The organism is Brachybacterium endophyticum (assembly GCF_003130585.1).
GTDB classification, from domain to species: Bacteria; Actinomycetota; Actinomycetes; order Actinomycetales; family Dermabacteraceae; genus Brachybacterium; species Brachybacterium endophyticum.
In genome coordinates this window covers 655,235-668,364 of record NZ_QFKX01000001.1, presented here as the reverse complement: position 1 = coordinate 668,364, position 13,130 = coordinate 655,235, and the positions used below count along the sequence as shown (strand labels likewise).

Here is a 13,130-nt window from a genome sequence, read left to right as displayed (position 1 = left end):
CCCGCGGGACGGTTCATTCCTCCTGCAGGACGCGGGCTCGCGAGAGGGCATCCCGCAGCCGATCGACCGTCCGCTGCATGGTTCGCTCCGCGCGTCGGCGGCCGAGGATCCCGCCGAGGGCTCTCGGGCTGACGTCCGACCAGGAGCAGACGACGACGCTCCCCCTGTCGTCGTGTTCATCAGGGCGGACGTCGACGCGCAGCAGGAGGTGCTGCGCGTTCCCGGCCAGGCCGCCCAGCAGGACGCTGGACCCGATCCGCCCCCGTTCCATCCGGAGCGGGGGCGGATCGTCGTCCGGGTGGTCGCGTGGCGCAGCGGCCGGGCGGGAAGCCCGCTGCCGCCACCCCTCCGCGCACAGCTGCTCGAGCACCAGCTCACGGGCGCGGGAAGGATCGCAGCGCAGGGAGAAGCGGGCCTCGCTCACGGGATCCTCCTCCGTCGGCGCCGGCCCGTCGGCCCGTCGGCCCCGGACCGTCGGCTCCTGTCGGGCCCTCCTGGTCAGGGGGTGACGATCTTGCCGGGGTTGAGGTTCCGGCCCGGGTCGTTCTGCTCGAACAGTCCCTCGATGATGTGCTCGCCGAGCTCGCCGATGTCCTCGGTGAGCCAGGGCTGGTGCTCGCTGCCCACCGCGTGGTGGTGCGAGACGGTCGAGCCGAGGTCCACGAAGGCCTGCTGCACGGCGCGCTTGGCGGTGAGGTACTGCTCGAGGGCCTTGTCCTCGCTCGTGTACTTCAGCGCGAAGGTGAAGTAGAGACACGCTCCCGAGTGGTAGCTGTGCGACATGTGGCAGAACATGAAGCCGGGCAGGCCCTGCTTCCGCTGCGCCTCGTAGAAGGCCTCGTAGACCTTGGCGTGGACCTCGTTGATGTTCGACCAGGTCGCTCCGGTGTCGCAGACGTCCCCGAACACCTGGTAGCTGAGCAGGAAGTCGCGCAGGTAGGGGGTGTCGAACTTCTTCTGGTCGTAGATCGCGCCCGGGCCGGCGCCCAGCGTGATCCCGCCCGCACCCTTGACGAGCTTCTTCACGATCGACTTCTGGTGCTCGACGGTCTCCTTGGAGCCCTCGAAGCAGACGTAGGAGATGCTCATCTCCTCGTCCGTGTCCCAGCCCTTGGAGCGCAGGTAGGAGAACAGGCCGTCCTGGACCTTCGCAGCGACCTTGCCCTTGGTCGAGGTGGGCTCCTTGACCATGGCGAGGCTGAACTCGGTCTCGGGCCCGTCGGACAGTCGCGTGAAGGTCGGCGAGACGTCGGTGGAGCGCGCGATCGCGTGCATGCCGCGGATCCCGTGCTCCCAGTCGGGGTACATGTAGGCGATGACCTGGCGCACCTGCGGCAGGCGGTGCACCTGCACGGTCAGCTCCGTGATGATGCCCATGCGGCCCTCGGAGCCCAGGATCATCTCGTGGACGCTCGGCCCGGAGTCGCGCCCCGGGATCGGCTTGGTGACCACGGTGCCCTCGGGGTGGACGACGCGCATGCCGCGCACGATGTCCTCGATGTCGCCGTACTTGTCGGACTGCATGCCCGAGGAGCGGGTCGCGGCCCAGCCGCCCAGGGTCGAGTAGGTGAAGGAGTCCGGGAAGTGGCCCATCGTCCAGCCCTGCGCGGCCAGCTGCTCCTCGAGGTCGGGCCCGTAGACACCGGCCTGCACACGGGCGAGCCCGGCCGTGTCGTCGATCGAGACCACCTCGCGCATGCGGCCGAGGTTCACGGTGATGATCTGGCGCTTCTCGGCGGGATCCGGGGTCACCGATCCGGAGATGCAGGAGCCGCCGCCGTAGGGGATCAGCACGAGGTCCTTGTCGAGGGCGAGACGCAGCACCGCGGCGACCTCGTGCTCGCTGCCCGGGTAGACCACGGCGTCCACGAGACGCTCGAAGTGGCCCGAGCGCACCTGGAACAGGTCCGTCAGCGAGCGGCCGAAGGAGTGCAGCACGCGGTACTCGTCGTCGACGCGGACGTTCTCGGCACCTACGACGTCCTCGAGGGCGGTGCGCACGGGCTTCTTCAGACGGGTCTCGGGGACCTCGTGATCGGCGAGGTCGGGGTCGTCGAACTGGGTGATCTCCTCGAGATCCACGCCGATCTTGTTCTTCGCCAGCGGCGGGAAGGCCGGCTTGTTGTCGAAGCGGAAGCGGACGTCATCCATCCCCCACCCCCACCACTTGTGACGGGTGACGTCGCCGGCGCTGATCGATGCGGTCATCGGTTCTCCTCCCGGGGTCCGGACTCGGGGCCCAGGATCTGCTCGTAGGTGCTCTCGTAGAGGTCGACGACCTGCGCGCGCACGCGCTCCATGTAGTCGACGACCGATTCGCCCTCGTGCGCCATCATCGGGTCGCCGAAGACGACGCCGACGGGCGGGCGCCCGGGCTTGGGCCAGCTGCGGCCCTTGGGCATGGCCTCGTAGCCGCCCACCAGGGCGGCCGGGATGATCGGGATGCCGACGCCCGAGGCGAGCGCCGCGGCGCCCGGCTTGAACTCGCCCATCACGCCCGTCTTCTGCCGTCCCCCTTCGGGGAACACCAGGATCGGGACCCCGCTGCGCAGCAGACGGCGCGAGAACCCGGAGTTCTTGCGCGAGCCGTCGCGGTCGATCGGGTAGGCGTTGAACAGCAGGCGCACGAACAGGCGCTTGTACCAGGGGCGGAACCAGTAGTCGGCGGCGACCCCGGTGGACAGGAACCGCGCCTGAGCCCAGGGCAGGCCCTCGGCGAGCAGCGGCGCGTCCAGGTGGCTGGTGTGGTTGGCGACCAGCACGAAGGGCCCGCGCACCGACTTCACCCGCCGCGCGACCTGCACGGTCTGGGTGACGTTCGCGCGCACCAGGGCACGGAACAACCCGCGCTGGAGCACGAAGCGCAGCGACGAACGAGCGCGGGAGCGGTACTTGCGGGTGTCCTCGTCCAACGGGTCCCAGCCGCGGCTGCGCAGGTGCGAGGAGAGGGACTGACGCAGGCGCGCGCTGCGCGAGGTGCCGTCCTCCTCGTCCGCCCCGCTCGGGGTCTGCTGCTCCGCCACGGGCCTCAGCGCTCCTTGCTGCGCCGCGAGCTGAGCAGGGAGCTGATGCGGTGGACGAGCGGGCGCGGGGTCGTGCGCAGGACGGCGGTGATCAGCTTCCAGCGGCCGCCGGGGATGCTCACGGGCTTGCCGCGCGCCACGTCCCGCAGGCACTCCTCGACGAGCTCGTCGGCGTCCAGCCACAGGAAGTCGGGGATGGAGGAGCCGCGGATCCCGGCGCGCTCGTGGAACTCGGTGCGCACCCAGCCCGGCGTCAGCGCCGTGACCAGCACGCCCGTCCCCTCGAGCTGCACGCTCAGGGACTCGGAGAAGTTCGTGACCCAGGCCTTGATCGCCGTGTAGTTGTTCTGCGTGATGAAAGCGCTGACCGAGGCGATGTTGATGATCCACCCCTGGCCGCGCTCGCGCATCGCGCGTCCGGCGGCGCCGCCGAGCTTGAGCACCGCCCGCTGCATGACCTCGAACCCGCGGTCGTGCTCGTCGAGGTCGGGGTCCAGCAGGGAGGCCCGCACGGAGAAGCCCGCGTTGTTGACGAGCACGTCGACCGCGGGGCCGTCGGAGTTCTCCAGCCGGTCCGCGACCTTCTGCTGGTCCTCCCGGTCGGAGAGGTCGGCGACGAGCGTCTCGACCTCGACGCCGTAGGTGTCGCGCACCTCGGTGGCGAAGTCGGCGAGGCGCGAGGGGTCGCGGGCCACGAGCACCAGGTCCACGCCGCGCCGGGCGAAGGCCCTGGCGAACGCCGCTCCGATGCCTGCGGTCCCACCGGTGATCAGGGCCCTGTGCATGCCGCCACGATACATGCGGGCATCGACCCGCCAGGGCGTGTCGGCCTCCCTGCCTCCGTCATCCGCGTCACGCGCGAATGTCGTCACGCGCAGGCGTGATCGTCGGGGCCGACGGGGTCCCATGCGCTACCGTCGGAGGTGACCGTGCTCGACGTCCGTCCGCCTCGCGCGTGCGGGCGCGTCCGCCGTTGCTGCAGCGTCCGCTGTCGCCCCGTCGGACGCAGGCCGGGACCAGCCCGGCCGTCCCGTCGGCCGCCCACCAGCACCTGAGGGAACACCGCATGTCCAACCCCACCCCGTCCGCCCCGGCCTCCGCCGGCACCACCGGCTCCCGGGAGGTCCTCCTCACCGGCGTCACCGGCTTCCTGGGCCAGGCCGTGCTGCAGTCGCTGCTGGAGTACACCGATGACGTCCGCGTCACCGCCCTGGTGCGCCCCAAGGGCACGCTGACCGGCCGCAAGCGCCTCGAGGGCTTGCTGCGCAAGCCCGTGTTCTCCTCCTGGGCCGACCGGGTGGGCAAGGACACCGTCCGCGCAGCCTTCGATGAGCGCGTGGACGTCCTCGAGGGCGACCTCACCGCGATGCCGGAGCTCGACAAGACCTACGCCACGGTCATCCACTCGGCCTCCTCCGTCTCCTTCGACCCGCCGATCGACGAGGCCTTCCGCACCAACGTCGGCGGCGCCCGCAACCTGTACCAGGCCCTGCTGGACTCCGGGCAGGACCCGCACGTCATCCACGTCTCCACCGCGTACGTGGGCGGCATCTCCAAGGGACTGCGCCGCGAGGGGCGCCTCGAGCACTCCGTGGACTGGCAGGCCGAGTTCGAGGCCTCCCAGTCCGCGCGCACGCGCGTCGAGGCCGAGTCCCGTCGGCCCGAGAACCTGCGCACGCACATGCGCGTGGCCCGCCTGCGCGACGGACGGATGGGCCCCAAGGCCGTCGCCGCCGCCGCCGAGGAGGCCCGCAAGGCATGGGTCGACGAGCGCCTGGTCGACTTCGGCCGCACCCGCGCGCAGTCCGTGGGCTGGACCGATATCTACACCTTCACCAAGGCGATGGCCGAGCGCGTCGCCGAGTCGATGTGGGCCGACGCCGGCCACCGCGTCTCCTTCGTGCGCCCCTCGATCATCGAGTCGGCGCTGCAGCGTCCCTTCCCGGGCTGGATCGACGGCTACAAGGTCGCCGACCCGCTGATCATGGCCTTCGGCCGCGGGCTGCTCCCCGAGTTCCCGGGGCTCGCGGACTCGATCCTCGACATCATCCCCGTGGACTTCGTGGTCAACGTGATCGTCGCCCTGGCCACCCAGGACGTCGCCCGCCGCGGCGACGACGCGTACTTCCAGGTCGCCTCGGGCGGCTCGAACCCGCTGCCCTTCCACGAGATGGTCGACGCGGTGCGCGGCTACTTCATCGAGCACCCGCTGCAGGACGACGACGGCAACGACATCACCGTGCCCGACTGGACCTTCCCGTCGGTCGAGCTCGTCGAGCAGCGCTTCCGGATGAAGGAGTTGGCCACCAAGGTCGGCCAGACCGTCGTCTCGCGCCTGCCCGCGACCCGCCGCACCCGCGAGTGGACCTCGACGCTGCACCGCAACGAGTCCGGGCTCTCGACGCTGCGCAAGTACATCGAGCTCTACCGTCAGTACACCAAGACCGAGATGGTCTTCGACGACGCGAACACCCGCGCCCTGCGCGAGGAGCTGCCCGAGTCGTTCCTGGCCACGCACGACTTCGACATCACCGCGCTGGACTGGAAGGACTACTTCCGCAACCTCCACCTGCCCGCGGTCACCGAGCTCACCAAGGCCTACTCCCGCGGCCGCGCCGCCGTGCGCGCACGGCAGAGCCGCCCCGCCGCCCCCATGAAGGAGGCGACCGACGCCGTGGCCGTGTTCGACCTCGACGGCACCGTGGTGGGCGCGAACATCATCCAGCAGTACCTCTCGGTGGTGCGGGCGACCCGTCCCGCCTCGGCCTGGCCGGGAGAGATCGGCTCGCTGCTGCGCTCGGTCCCTTCCTACCTGCGGGCCGAGAAGCGCGACCGCTCGGAGCTGATCCGCCTGGTCAACCGCCGCTACAAGGGGTACCGCCGCGAGGAGCTGGTGCGCCTGCTGAGCGGGTCCCTGGGCCGCTCGATCCGCTCCTCGATCCGCCCCGAGGCGCTCGAGCTGATCGAGCAGCACCGCCGCGCCGGGCATCGCACCGTGCTGGTCACCGGAGCGCTCGACGTGCTGGTCGAGCCGCTGTCCGACCTCTTCGACGACATCGTCGCCACGCGCATGGACGTCTCGTCCGACGGGCGCATGAGCGGCTACCTCGCGACCCCGCCCGTGGTCGACGAGGCACGCGCGAACTGGCTGCGCAAGTACGCCGACGAGCACGGCGCCGACCTCGCCAAGTCCTACGGCTACGGCGACTCCCTGGCCGACGCCTCCTGGCTCGAGCTCGTGGGCACCCCCTCGGCCGTCTCCCCCGACCTGGGCCTCTACTCCGTCGCCAAGAAGAAGCGCTGGTCGATCCTGGAGTGGTGACGGGGTGGGCGGGCCCGTCCGTCGGCCCGTCGGTCCGTTGGCCCGTCGGTCCGTTGGTCCGTTGGCCACCCCGTCGGCCGCCCGTCGGTCGATCGGCCCGTTCGTCAGCCCGGCTATAGGACAGTTCCGTAGCGAGAACACCGCTTCTCGCTACGGAACTGTCATATAGAAGGGGTGGGCGCGGGGCGTCGCCCTCGCTGCCGCCCGCCAGCAACTCCCGCGCTCCTCTCCGCCTCTCCTCCCCCACTCCTCCTCCCTCCCCACAGGCCGGTCATCCACACCCGTCGCGGCCGAGCGAACCAGCCCCTGCCAGCTCCCTAACCTGCGGAGCATGAATGCTCCCTCGGGCCGGATCGCCGGGCTGGTCATGCACCGCAGCGAGTGGATCGCGCGGGGCGTCACCGCCCGCAGACTCGCGTCCGACGAGTTCCGTCGCGTGGTCCCCGGGTTCCACACCCCGACCGAACAGCCCGCGAGTCTCACCGTGCTCTGCCGCCTCCTGCAGCAGCGGGTCCTGCCGGGCTGCGTGATCAGTCATTCCACGGCCGCCGTCCATTGGGGCATTCCCCTGCCGCACCAGCTCGACGACGGAGTCGGATTGCTCTCCGCGGCCCGTGAGTGGGACGGCGTCGGGCCGGTGATCCCGGCACGCATCACGCCGGAGCAGAGCAGGAGCCTTTTTTCGGGTGCCGACGGGTTGGCAGCGTCCTTCCCACCGCTGCACTGCACCATCGGTCAGGGCCGGGGCGGAGTGCGTGAGTCGACGCATGTGCATCGCAGCTCACCCCGCCCGACGATCACGCGCAGCGGGCTGGCCCTGTCCCATCCCGCCGAAGTGCTGCTGCAGCTCGCCGCCCAGCTGCCCGTCTGGGACCTGGTGGCCGCCGCCGACGCCCTGATCGGCGACACGACGGACGTGCGTGGGCTGACCCTCGAGGATCTCCGCGCCTACACCGAGGGGCAGACGGCCCGACCCGGAGTTCCTGCTCTCCGTCGCGCACTCACGCTGTCCCGACCCCGTGTCGAGTCACCGGGCGAGACCTACGCACGTCTCCTGGCATGCCACGCGGGATTCGAGGAGCCCGTGCCGAACCTGCCCGTGCACGTCGATCTGGAGGGTCGGACGCGGCGGGTGGACAACGGATGGTGGGCTCCGAAGGTAGGGCTCGAGTACGACGGCGATTGGCGCCGGCTCTCCAAGCGTGCCTGGCGGGAGGACGAGGAGCGTCGCGAAGCCCTCGCGGCCCAAGGGTGGCTGCTGCGCCGACAGAACCGCGGCGACCTGCTCGATCCGTTGCCCTCCCTGCTGCGGCTGCGCGAAAGCCTGCGGGAACGGGGCGCACGGGTGCCGAGCGTGGAACGGATCCGGAAGGCGGTCGCATCCCTGCGCACCCGTCCGCCGGCGCTGATGTACAGGGGGTGAGCACACCCGTCCCCACCGTCCTCACGCCCCTCTATAGGAAAGATCCGGAGCAGAACACGCTCGTTCTGCTCCGGATCTTTCCTATAGACGGCCTTCGCCTACCGACCAGGCAGGACCGCCCAGCCGGCGGGACCGCCCAGCCGACGGGCCGACAGGACCGCCGGGCCCCGCCTCACCCCGTGTTCTTCATCCCCGCGGCGACGCCGTTGATGGTGGTGAGCAGGGCCCGCTGGAGCTCCTCGGAGGGCTCCTCACCGCGCTCGGCCACGGCGCGAGTGCGCTGCAGCATGGCGACCTGCATGTAGTTGATGGGGTCGAGGTAGCGGTCGCGCACGGCGAGGGTGCGCTTGAGGATCGGCTGACCGTCGAGCAGGCCGAGCACGCCGGTGAGGCGCTCGACCTCGGCGACGCTGAGCTCGTACTCCTCGCGGATCCGCTCGAACAGCGGCCACAGGCGCTCGGGCACCAGGGAGTGGACGTAGTGGGCGGCGATCTCCATGTCGGTCTTCGCGAGCGTCATCTCGATGTTGCTGATGACGGTGCGGAAGAAGTGCCAGTTGCCGAGCATCTCGTGGAGCTCGTCCTCGAGGCCGGCCTCGCGGGCGGCCTTCAGGCCGGAGCCGACGCCGAACCAGCCGGGGACGATCTGGCGGGACTGTGTCCAGCCGAAGACCCACGGGATGGCGCGCAGTCCGTCGAGTCCCTTCTCCGAGGTGGTGCGCTTGGAGGGCCGCGAGCCGATCTTCAGATCGCCCAGCTGCTCGACCGGCGTGGACGTCACGAAGTACTCGGGCAGGTCCGGGTCGTCGGCCAGGGTCCGGTAGCGGTCGTAGGCCGCGTCGGAGACCTTCTCCATCACGGAGCCGAAGCGCTCGAGCTGCTCGGGCGTGGTGCGCGGCTCGGTGTGCAGGGCCGTGGCCTGCAGGACCGCGGCGATCGTGAGATCGAGGTTCTCGCGGGCGAGCACCGGCAGCGTGTACTTGTCGGAGATGACCTCGCCCTGCTCGGTGAACTTGATGGTGCCGTCCAGCACGCCGTAGGGCTGCGCGAGGATCGCATCGTAGGTGGGGCCGCCGCCGCGTCCCACCGAGCCGCCGCGACCGTGGAAGAGGCGCAGGGTGACGCCGTGGCGGGCGGCGACGTCGCGCAGGGTGCGCTGGGCCTGGTGGATCTCCCACTGCGAGGTGACCACGCCGGACTCCTTGTTGGAGTCGGAGTAGCCCAGCATGACCTCCTGACGGTCGCCGCGCAGGCGCACGATCTCGCGGTAGGCGGGGTTGCTCAGCAGCTCGTCGAGGATCTCGCCGGCATGGCGGAGCTCCTCGACGGTCTCCAGCAGCGGGGCGAAGTCGAGGTCGGCGCGCTTGTCCTCGGAGCTCGAGAGGTCGAGGATCCCGGCCTCGCGGGCCAGCAGGGCGACGGCGAAGATGTCGTCGGCCCCGTGGGTCATCGAGACGATGTAGGTCTGGATGACGTCGGTGCCGTAGCGCCGGTGCGCATTGCGGATCTCGGTGAACACCCGGTAGGTCGGGGCGGTGGTCTCGTCGAGGATCGAGTCCTCGTCGGCCAGGGACGCACCGAACATCGGCCGACGGCTCTTGAGCTCGTCGCCGAGCACGGGGGTGCGCTCGACGCGCGAGAGCTCGCCGTAGGGACGCTCGAGCTCGCCGAGGCGGTCGAACATCGCGGCCAGCACGTCGTGGTGCTTCTCGGAGTGCTCGCGCACGTCGAGGGTCGCGAGGCTGAGACGGATCCCGGCGAGCAGGTGCTGGGCCAGGGCGATCGCACCGTCGGCCGCGCGCTGTCCGCGGTGACGCTCGAGGGCGTCGCGCACGACCTGCACGTCGGCCAGGAGCTCATCGCTCGAGAGGTAGTCGCGGCCGTGCACGTGGGCCTCGCCCGAGTGCATGCGCTCGCGGGTGTGCTCGAGCTTGCTGCGGATCGCGCCGAGCTTCAGGCGGAAGGGCTCGGACGCGTACATCGTGCGCTGGTCCTCGTCGACCGAGCCGCCTGCCTCGACGTCGGCCTCGATGGAGGCCTGCAGCTCGGGGTCGGCGCCGGTCAGGGTCGAGGACTCCGAGAGGTCGGCGATGAGGTCGGTGACGATCTGCACCGAGAGGTCGATCGCGGCGTCGGCCTGCAGCCCGAGGACCTCACGGGTGACCTCGGCGGTGACGTAGGGGTTGCCGTCGCGGTCGCCACCCATCCAGGTGCCGAAGCGCAGCGGGACCGCGTCGGTGGGCAGGTCGGCGCCATGGGCACGCAGTTCTTCGCGCAGGTCGTCGAGCAGGCCCGGCATCGTGTGGCGGTAGATCCCGCGCAGGTAGTAGAGGGCGTTGCGCGACTCGTCCTGCGGGGTGGGCTGGGTGCTGCGCAGCTCGTCGGTCTGCCACAGCATCTCGATGACCTCGGCGAGGTGGCGGTCCTGACGGCGACGCTCCGGCGTGCCCTCCTCGGTCTCCTCGGCCAGCAGGTCGGAGACCTTGCGCAGCTTGGTCAGCACGGCACGGCGCGAGGCCTCGGTGGGGTGGGCCGTGAAAACGAGCTCGATGTCCAGGGAGTCCACGGCGTTCTGCAGGGCCTCGGCGCCGGCGCTCTCGTGGATCTCCTTCACGGTGCGCGGGATCCAGGACTCGCTGGTGGGGTTCTCCTCGATCGCCTTCACGCGGTAGAGCTGCTCCGCGGCGTTGGCGAGCAGGAAGTACTCGGTGAAGGCGCGGGTGAGCGCGGTCGCCTGCTCATGGGGCAGCTCGGCCAGTCGGTTCTGGATCGCCTGCGCCTCGGACGCGTCGCCGGAGCTCTTGGCGTCCTTGGTCTGACGGCGCACGTCCTCGACGAGGTCGAGCAGGTCCTGGCCGTGCTGGTCGGCGAGGGTGCGGCCCAGCAGCGTCGACAGCCGTCGGACTGTCGCGCGCAGTGGCGCGTCGATGTGCGGGTCATCGCTGACAACGGGGAACTCGCTGGTCAGCGTCGGGATGTGGATGCCACCTGTGTCGGACACTCGGCCTCCTGGCTCTGCCTCGGCGCACAACCGACGACAGCAGCCGACGGCCGTGTCGGCTGTGAACGGTCCGGGACAGGTTACAGGGCCGTCCCGACAGGCGAGCACGATGTCTCAGTCATGGGGACGATCCCGCGGCGACGGAGACGCGAGCGAGACGGGCGAGCAGGACGGGCGACAGGGGGCGCCTCAGGGGGTGCGAGCCCTACCGGCCTCGCCACCACTTGTCGCCCTGGACGACGTCGAACCCCTCGGCGCGCAGGTCGTCGACCAGTTCGTCGAACCGGACGTCCAGCGCATGCGCCTCGGCGCGTGACGGGTTCACGGCGCCCGTCTCGTCGGCGTACGCGTCCCCCATCTCGCCCGACCACTGCTCCAGGGCCTGGGCGAGCGACGCGGGGATCACCAGCAGCGGCTCCGGGCCCTCCTGGTAGCTCTCACCGTCGTACCACTCGGTGATGAGCACGTAGTCCCACGCGATCAGGAGCGGAAAAGGTTGGCGGTCCATCAACATCACCTCGAGGCCGGGAGCAGCAGCGCTCCCCGACCGATCCGTTCGTCCACCAGGTCGGCGACATGGGATCCGACCATCGACGACACATGCGGACATTCCTCGCACATGTCCCGAGGGTAATGGATGGACTCCGGCGGCACATGGCCATGGACCCGATTCGTTCGCCGATACGGGAACACACCGGAAACACCAAAGGGCCGCCGGCCCGGGATTCCACCGGGCCGACGACCCTTCGATCGACGCGGAGACGAGAGGATTTGAACCTCCGAGGCGGTTTTAGCCGCCTACTCCCTTAGCAGGGGAGCGCATTCGGCCGCTCTGCCACGTCTCCTCACGCACCATGTGCGCGGTGCGCCTGCCGTCGCCCGGGCCGGAACCGCGGGCAGTGCATGCGCAACGCCGATCATCGTAGCGGAGCGGGATGGTGGCCAGCAAAAGATGCGGTCCCACGACGGGCGCATGTCACGTCGGACGCTTCGCGCGCACCGCCCGACCAGTCAGAGACCGAGCTTGGCCTGCAGGTCCGCGATCTGCTTGGGCGTGCCCACGCGGTACTTCACGTAGGTCAGGATGCCGTCGGCGTCGATCGCGAAGGTGGAGCGGATCGTCCCCTGCACGAGCTTGCCGTACATGTTCTTCTCGCCGAAGGCGCCGTAGGCGCGCATGACGTCCTTCGACTCGTCGCCGGCCAGCGTGTACGGCAGCTCCTGCTCGCGGGCGAAGCGCTGGATCTCCTCGAGCGGATCCGGGGAGATGCCGAGGATCCGGTACCCCTTCGCCGCGAACATCTCCTGGTGATCCCGCAGGTCGCAGGCCTCTCGCGTGCACAGCGAGGTGTTGGCGGCGGGATAGAACCAGATCAGGGCGGGGGCGCCGCGCAGGTCCTCGAGGGTGACCCGACCGCCGTCGGCGGTGGGGAGGTCGAATCCTGGGGCGGGGTCGCCGACGGCGAGCTTGACGGCGGTGCCGGTGGCGGGCGTCTCGGGCATGCCTCTCCTGTTCCACGTGTTCGGGGTGTGCTCGCGGATCACTGTACGGGCCCGCGGAGCCGCCTCGGCTCGACTCCCACGACCCCCTGACCCGTCTGCGAGGATCGAGGGCATGGACGCGAATGACGGCGCCGGCGCCCTGTTCGGCGACGACCTGCTGCCCCGCCCCGTGCACGAGCTCGCCCCCGGCGCGGTGTGGGTGCCGGGGTTCCTGACCCTCGAGCAGCAATCCTGGATCGCGGCCCGCTTCGAGGAATGGGCCGAGGGTCCGGTGCCGCCGCGCTCGCCCAAGGTCCGCGGCCACGAGATGAGCGTGCGCACGGTGTGCCTGGGGTGGCACTGGCGCCCCTACGCCTATTCGCGCGAGGCCGTCGACGTGAACGGCAGGCCCGTCCTGCCCTTCCCCGACTGGATGACGCGCCTGGGCAGGTCGGCGATCGACGCCGCCACCGACGTCTCCGACACCCTCCGGCGCGAATCCGGAGCCGCGCAGGAGTCCGGCGCCGCGCCCGACGCCGCCCCCTATTCCCCCGACACCGCCCTGGTGAACCACTACCACCCGGACGCGAAGATGGGCATGCACCAGGACAAGGACGAGCACTCCCTCGCCCCCGTGGTCTCGCTGTCCATCGGGGATGCCTGCACGTTCCGCTTCGGCAACACCGAGGCGCGCACCCGCCCGTACCAGGACATCACCCTGGAATCCGGCGACCTCTTCGTCTTCGGCGGTCCCGCGCGACTCGCCTTCCACGGCGTCACCCGCATCCATCCGGGGACCGCGCCCGCGGGCTGCGGGATCCCGGACGGCCGACTGAACATCACCCTGCGCGAGACCGGGCTGGACGGCTGACCCAGCAG

Annotated in this window: 10 protein-coding genes and 1 tRNA gene; 3 read left to right on the top strand and 8 right to left on the bottom strand. The window is 70.5% G+C overall.

Features of this window, described 5'->3' with window-relative positions; all coding sequences use genetic code 11:
* Positions 1-13: 13 nt before the first annotated feature.
* From DEO23_RS02900 to DEO23_RS02885, 4 genes are all read right to left on the bottom strand, one after another.
* Positions 14-424 (bottom strand): hypothetical protein, encoded by a 411-nt coding sequence (locus DEO23_RS02900; RefSeq protein ID WP_109274477.1) that lies wholly within the window; start codon positions 422-424, stop codon positions 14-16.
* 74 nt (positions 425-498) lie between these two features.
* A complete protein-coding gene (locus DEO23_RS02895; protein WP_109274476.1) occupies positions 499-2,208 on the bottom strand; it encodes an FAD-binding oxidoreductase in 1,710 nt (569 codons plus the stop codon).
* The gene (locus DEO23_RS02890) at positions 2,205-3,023 is read right to left on the bottom strand and encodes a lysophospholipid acyltransferase family protein (RefSeq protein WP_240613178.1); all 819 of its coding nucleotides are present in this window, start codon (positions 3,021-3,023) and stop codon (positions 2,205-2,207) included. The genes DEO23_RS02895 and DEO23_RS02890 overlap by 4 nt, the downstream gene beginning before the upstream one ends.
* Positions 3,024-3,028: 5 nt before the next feature.
* A complete protein-coding gene (locus tag DEO23_RS02885) occupies positions 3,029-3,808 on the bottom strand; it encodes an SDR family NAD(P)-dependent oxidoreductase (protein ID WP_109274811.1) in 780 nt (259 codons plus the stop codon).
* Positions 3,809-4,089: 281 nt separating this feature from the next.
* On the opposite strand from DEO23_RS02885, the gene DEO23_RS02880 reads away from it, so the two are divergent.
* Both DEO23_RS02880 and DEO23_RS02875 read left to right on the top strand, forming a co-directional pair.
* Entirely contained in the window at positions 4,090-6,345 is a 2,256-nt protein-coding gene (locus DEO23_RS02880; protein WP_109274475.1) for an HAD-IB family hydrolase, read from the top strand.
* Between the two features lie 331 nt (positions 6,346-6,676).
* Positions 6,677-7,768 (top strand): hypothetical protein, encoded by a 1,092-nt coding sequence (locus tag DEO23_RS02875; RefSeq protein WP_109274474.1) that lies wholly within the window; start codon positions 6,677-6,679, stop codon positions 7,766-7,768.
* Positions 7,769-7,940: 172 nt separating this feature from the next.
* On the opposite strand, the gene ppc is transcribed toward DEO23_RS02875, so the two are convergent.
* The 4 genes from ppc to DEO23_RS02855 form a co-directional block, all read right to left on the bottom strand.
* Positions 7,941-10,769 carry a phosphoenolpyruvate carboxylase gene (gene ppc / locus DEO23_RS02870; protein ID WP_109274473.1) on the bottom strand — a complete coding sequence of 943 codons (2,829 nt, stop codon included), beginning with the start codon at positions 10,767-10,769 and terminating at the stop codon, positions 7,941-7,943.
* A 205-nt stretch (positions 10,770-10,974) separates the two neighbouring features.
* A complete protein-coding gene (locus tag DEO23_RS02865; protein WP_109274472.1) occupies positions 10,975-11,277 on the bottom strand; it encodes a hypothetical protein in 303 nt (100 codons plus the stop codon).
* Between the two features lie 248 nt (positions 11,278-11,525).
* Positions 11,526-11,614 (bottom strand) — tRNA-Ser (locus DEO23_RS02860).
* 166 nt (positions 11,615-11,780) lie between these two features.
* Positions 11,781-12,272: a peroxiredoxin gene (locus DEO23_RS02855; protein ID WP_109274471.1), complete on the bottom strand. Its 492-nt coding sequence runs from the start codon at positions 12,270-12,272 to the stop codon at positions 11,781-11,783.
* A 112-nt stretch (positions 12,273-12,384) separates the two neighbouring features.
* Here DEO23_RS02855 and DEO23_RS02850 point away from each other — a divergent pair, with 112 nt between their 5' ends.
* Positions 12,385-13,122, top strand: a complete 738-nt coding sequence (locus DEO23_RS02850; protein ID WP_109274470.1) for an alpha-ketoglutarate-dependent dioxygenase AlkB family protein — start codon at positions 12,385-12,387, stop codon at positions 13,120-13,122.
* Positions 13,123-13,130 lie beyond the last annotated feature (8 nt).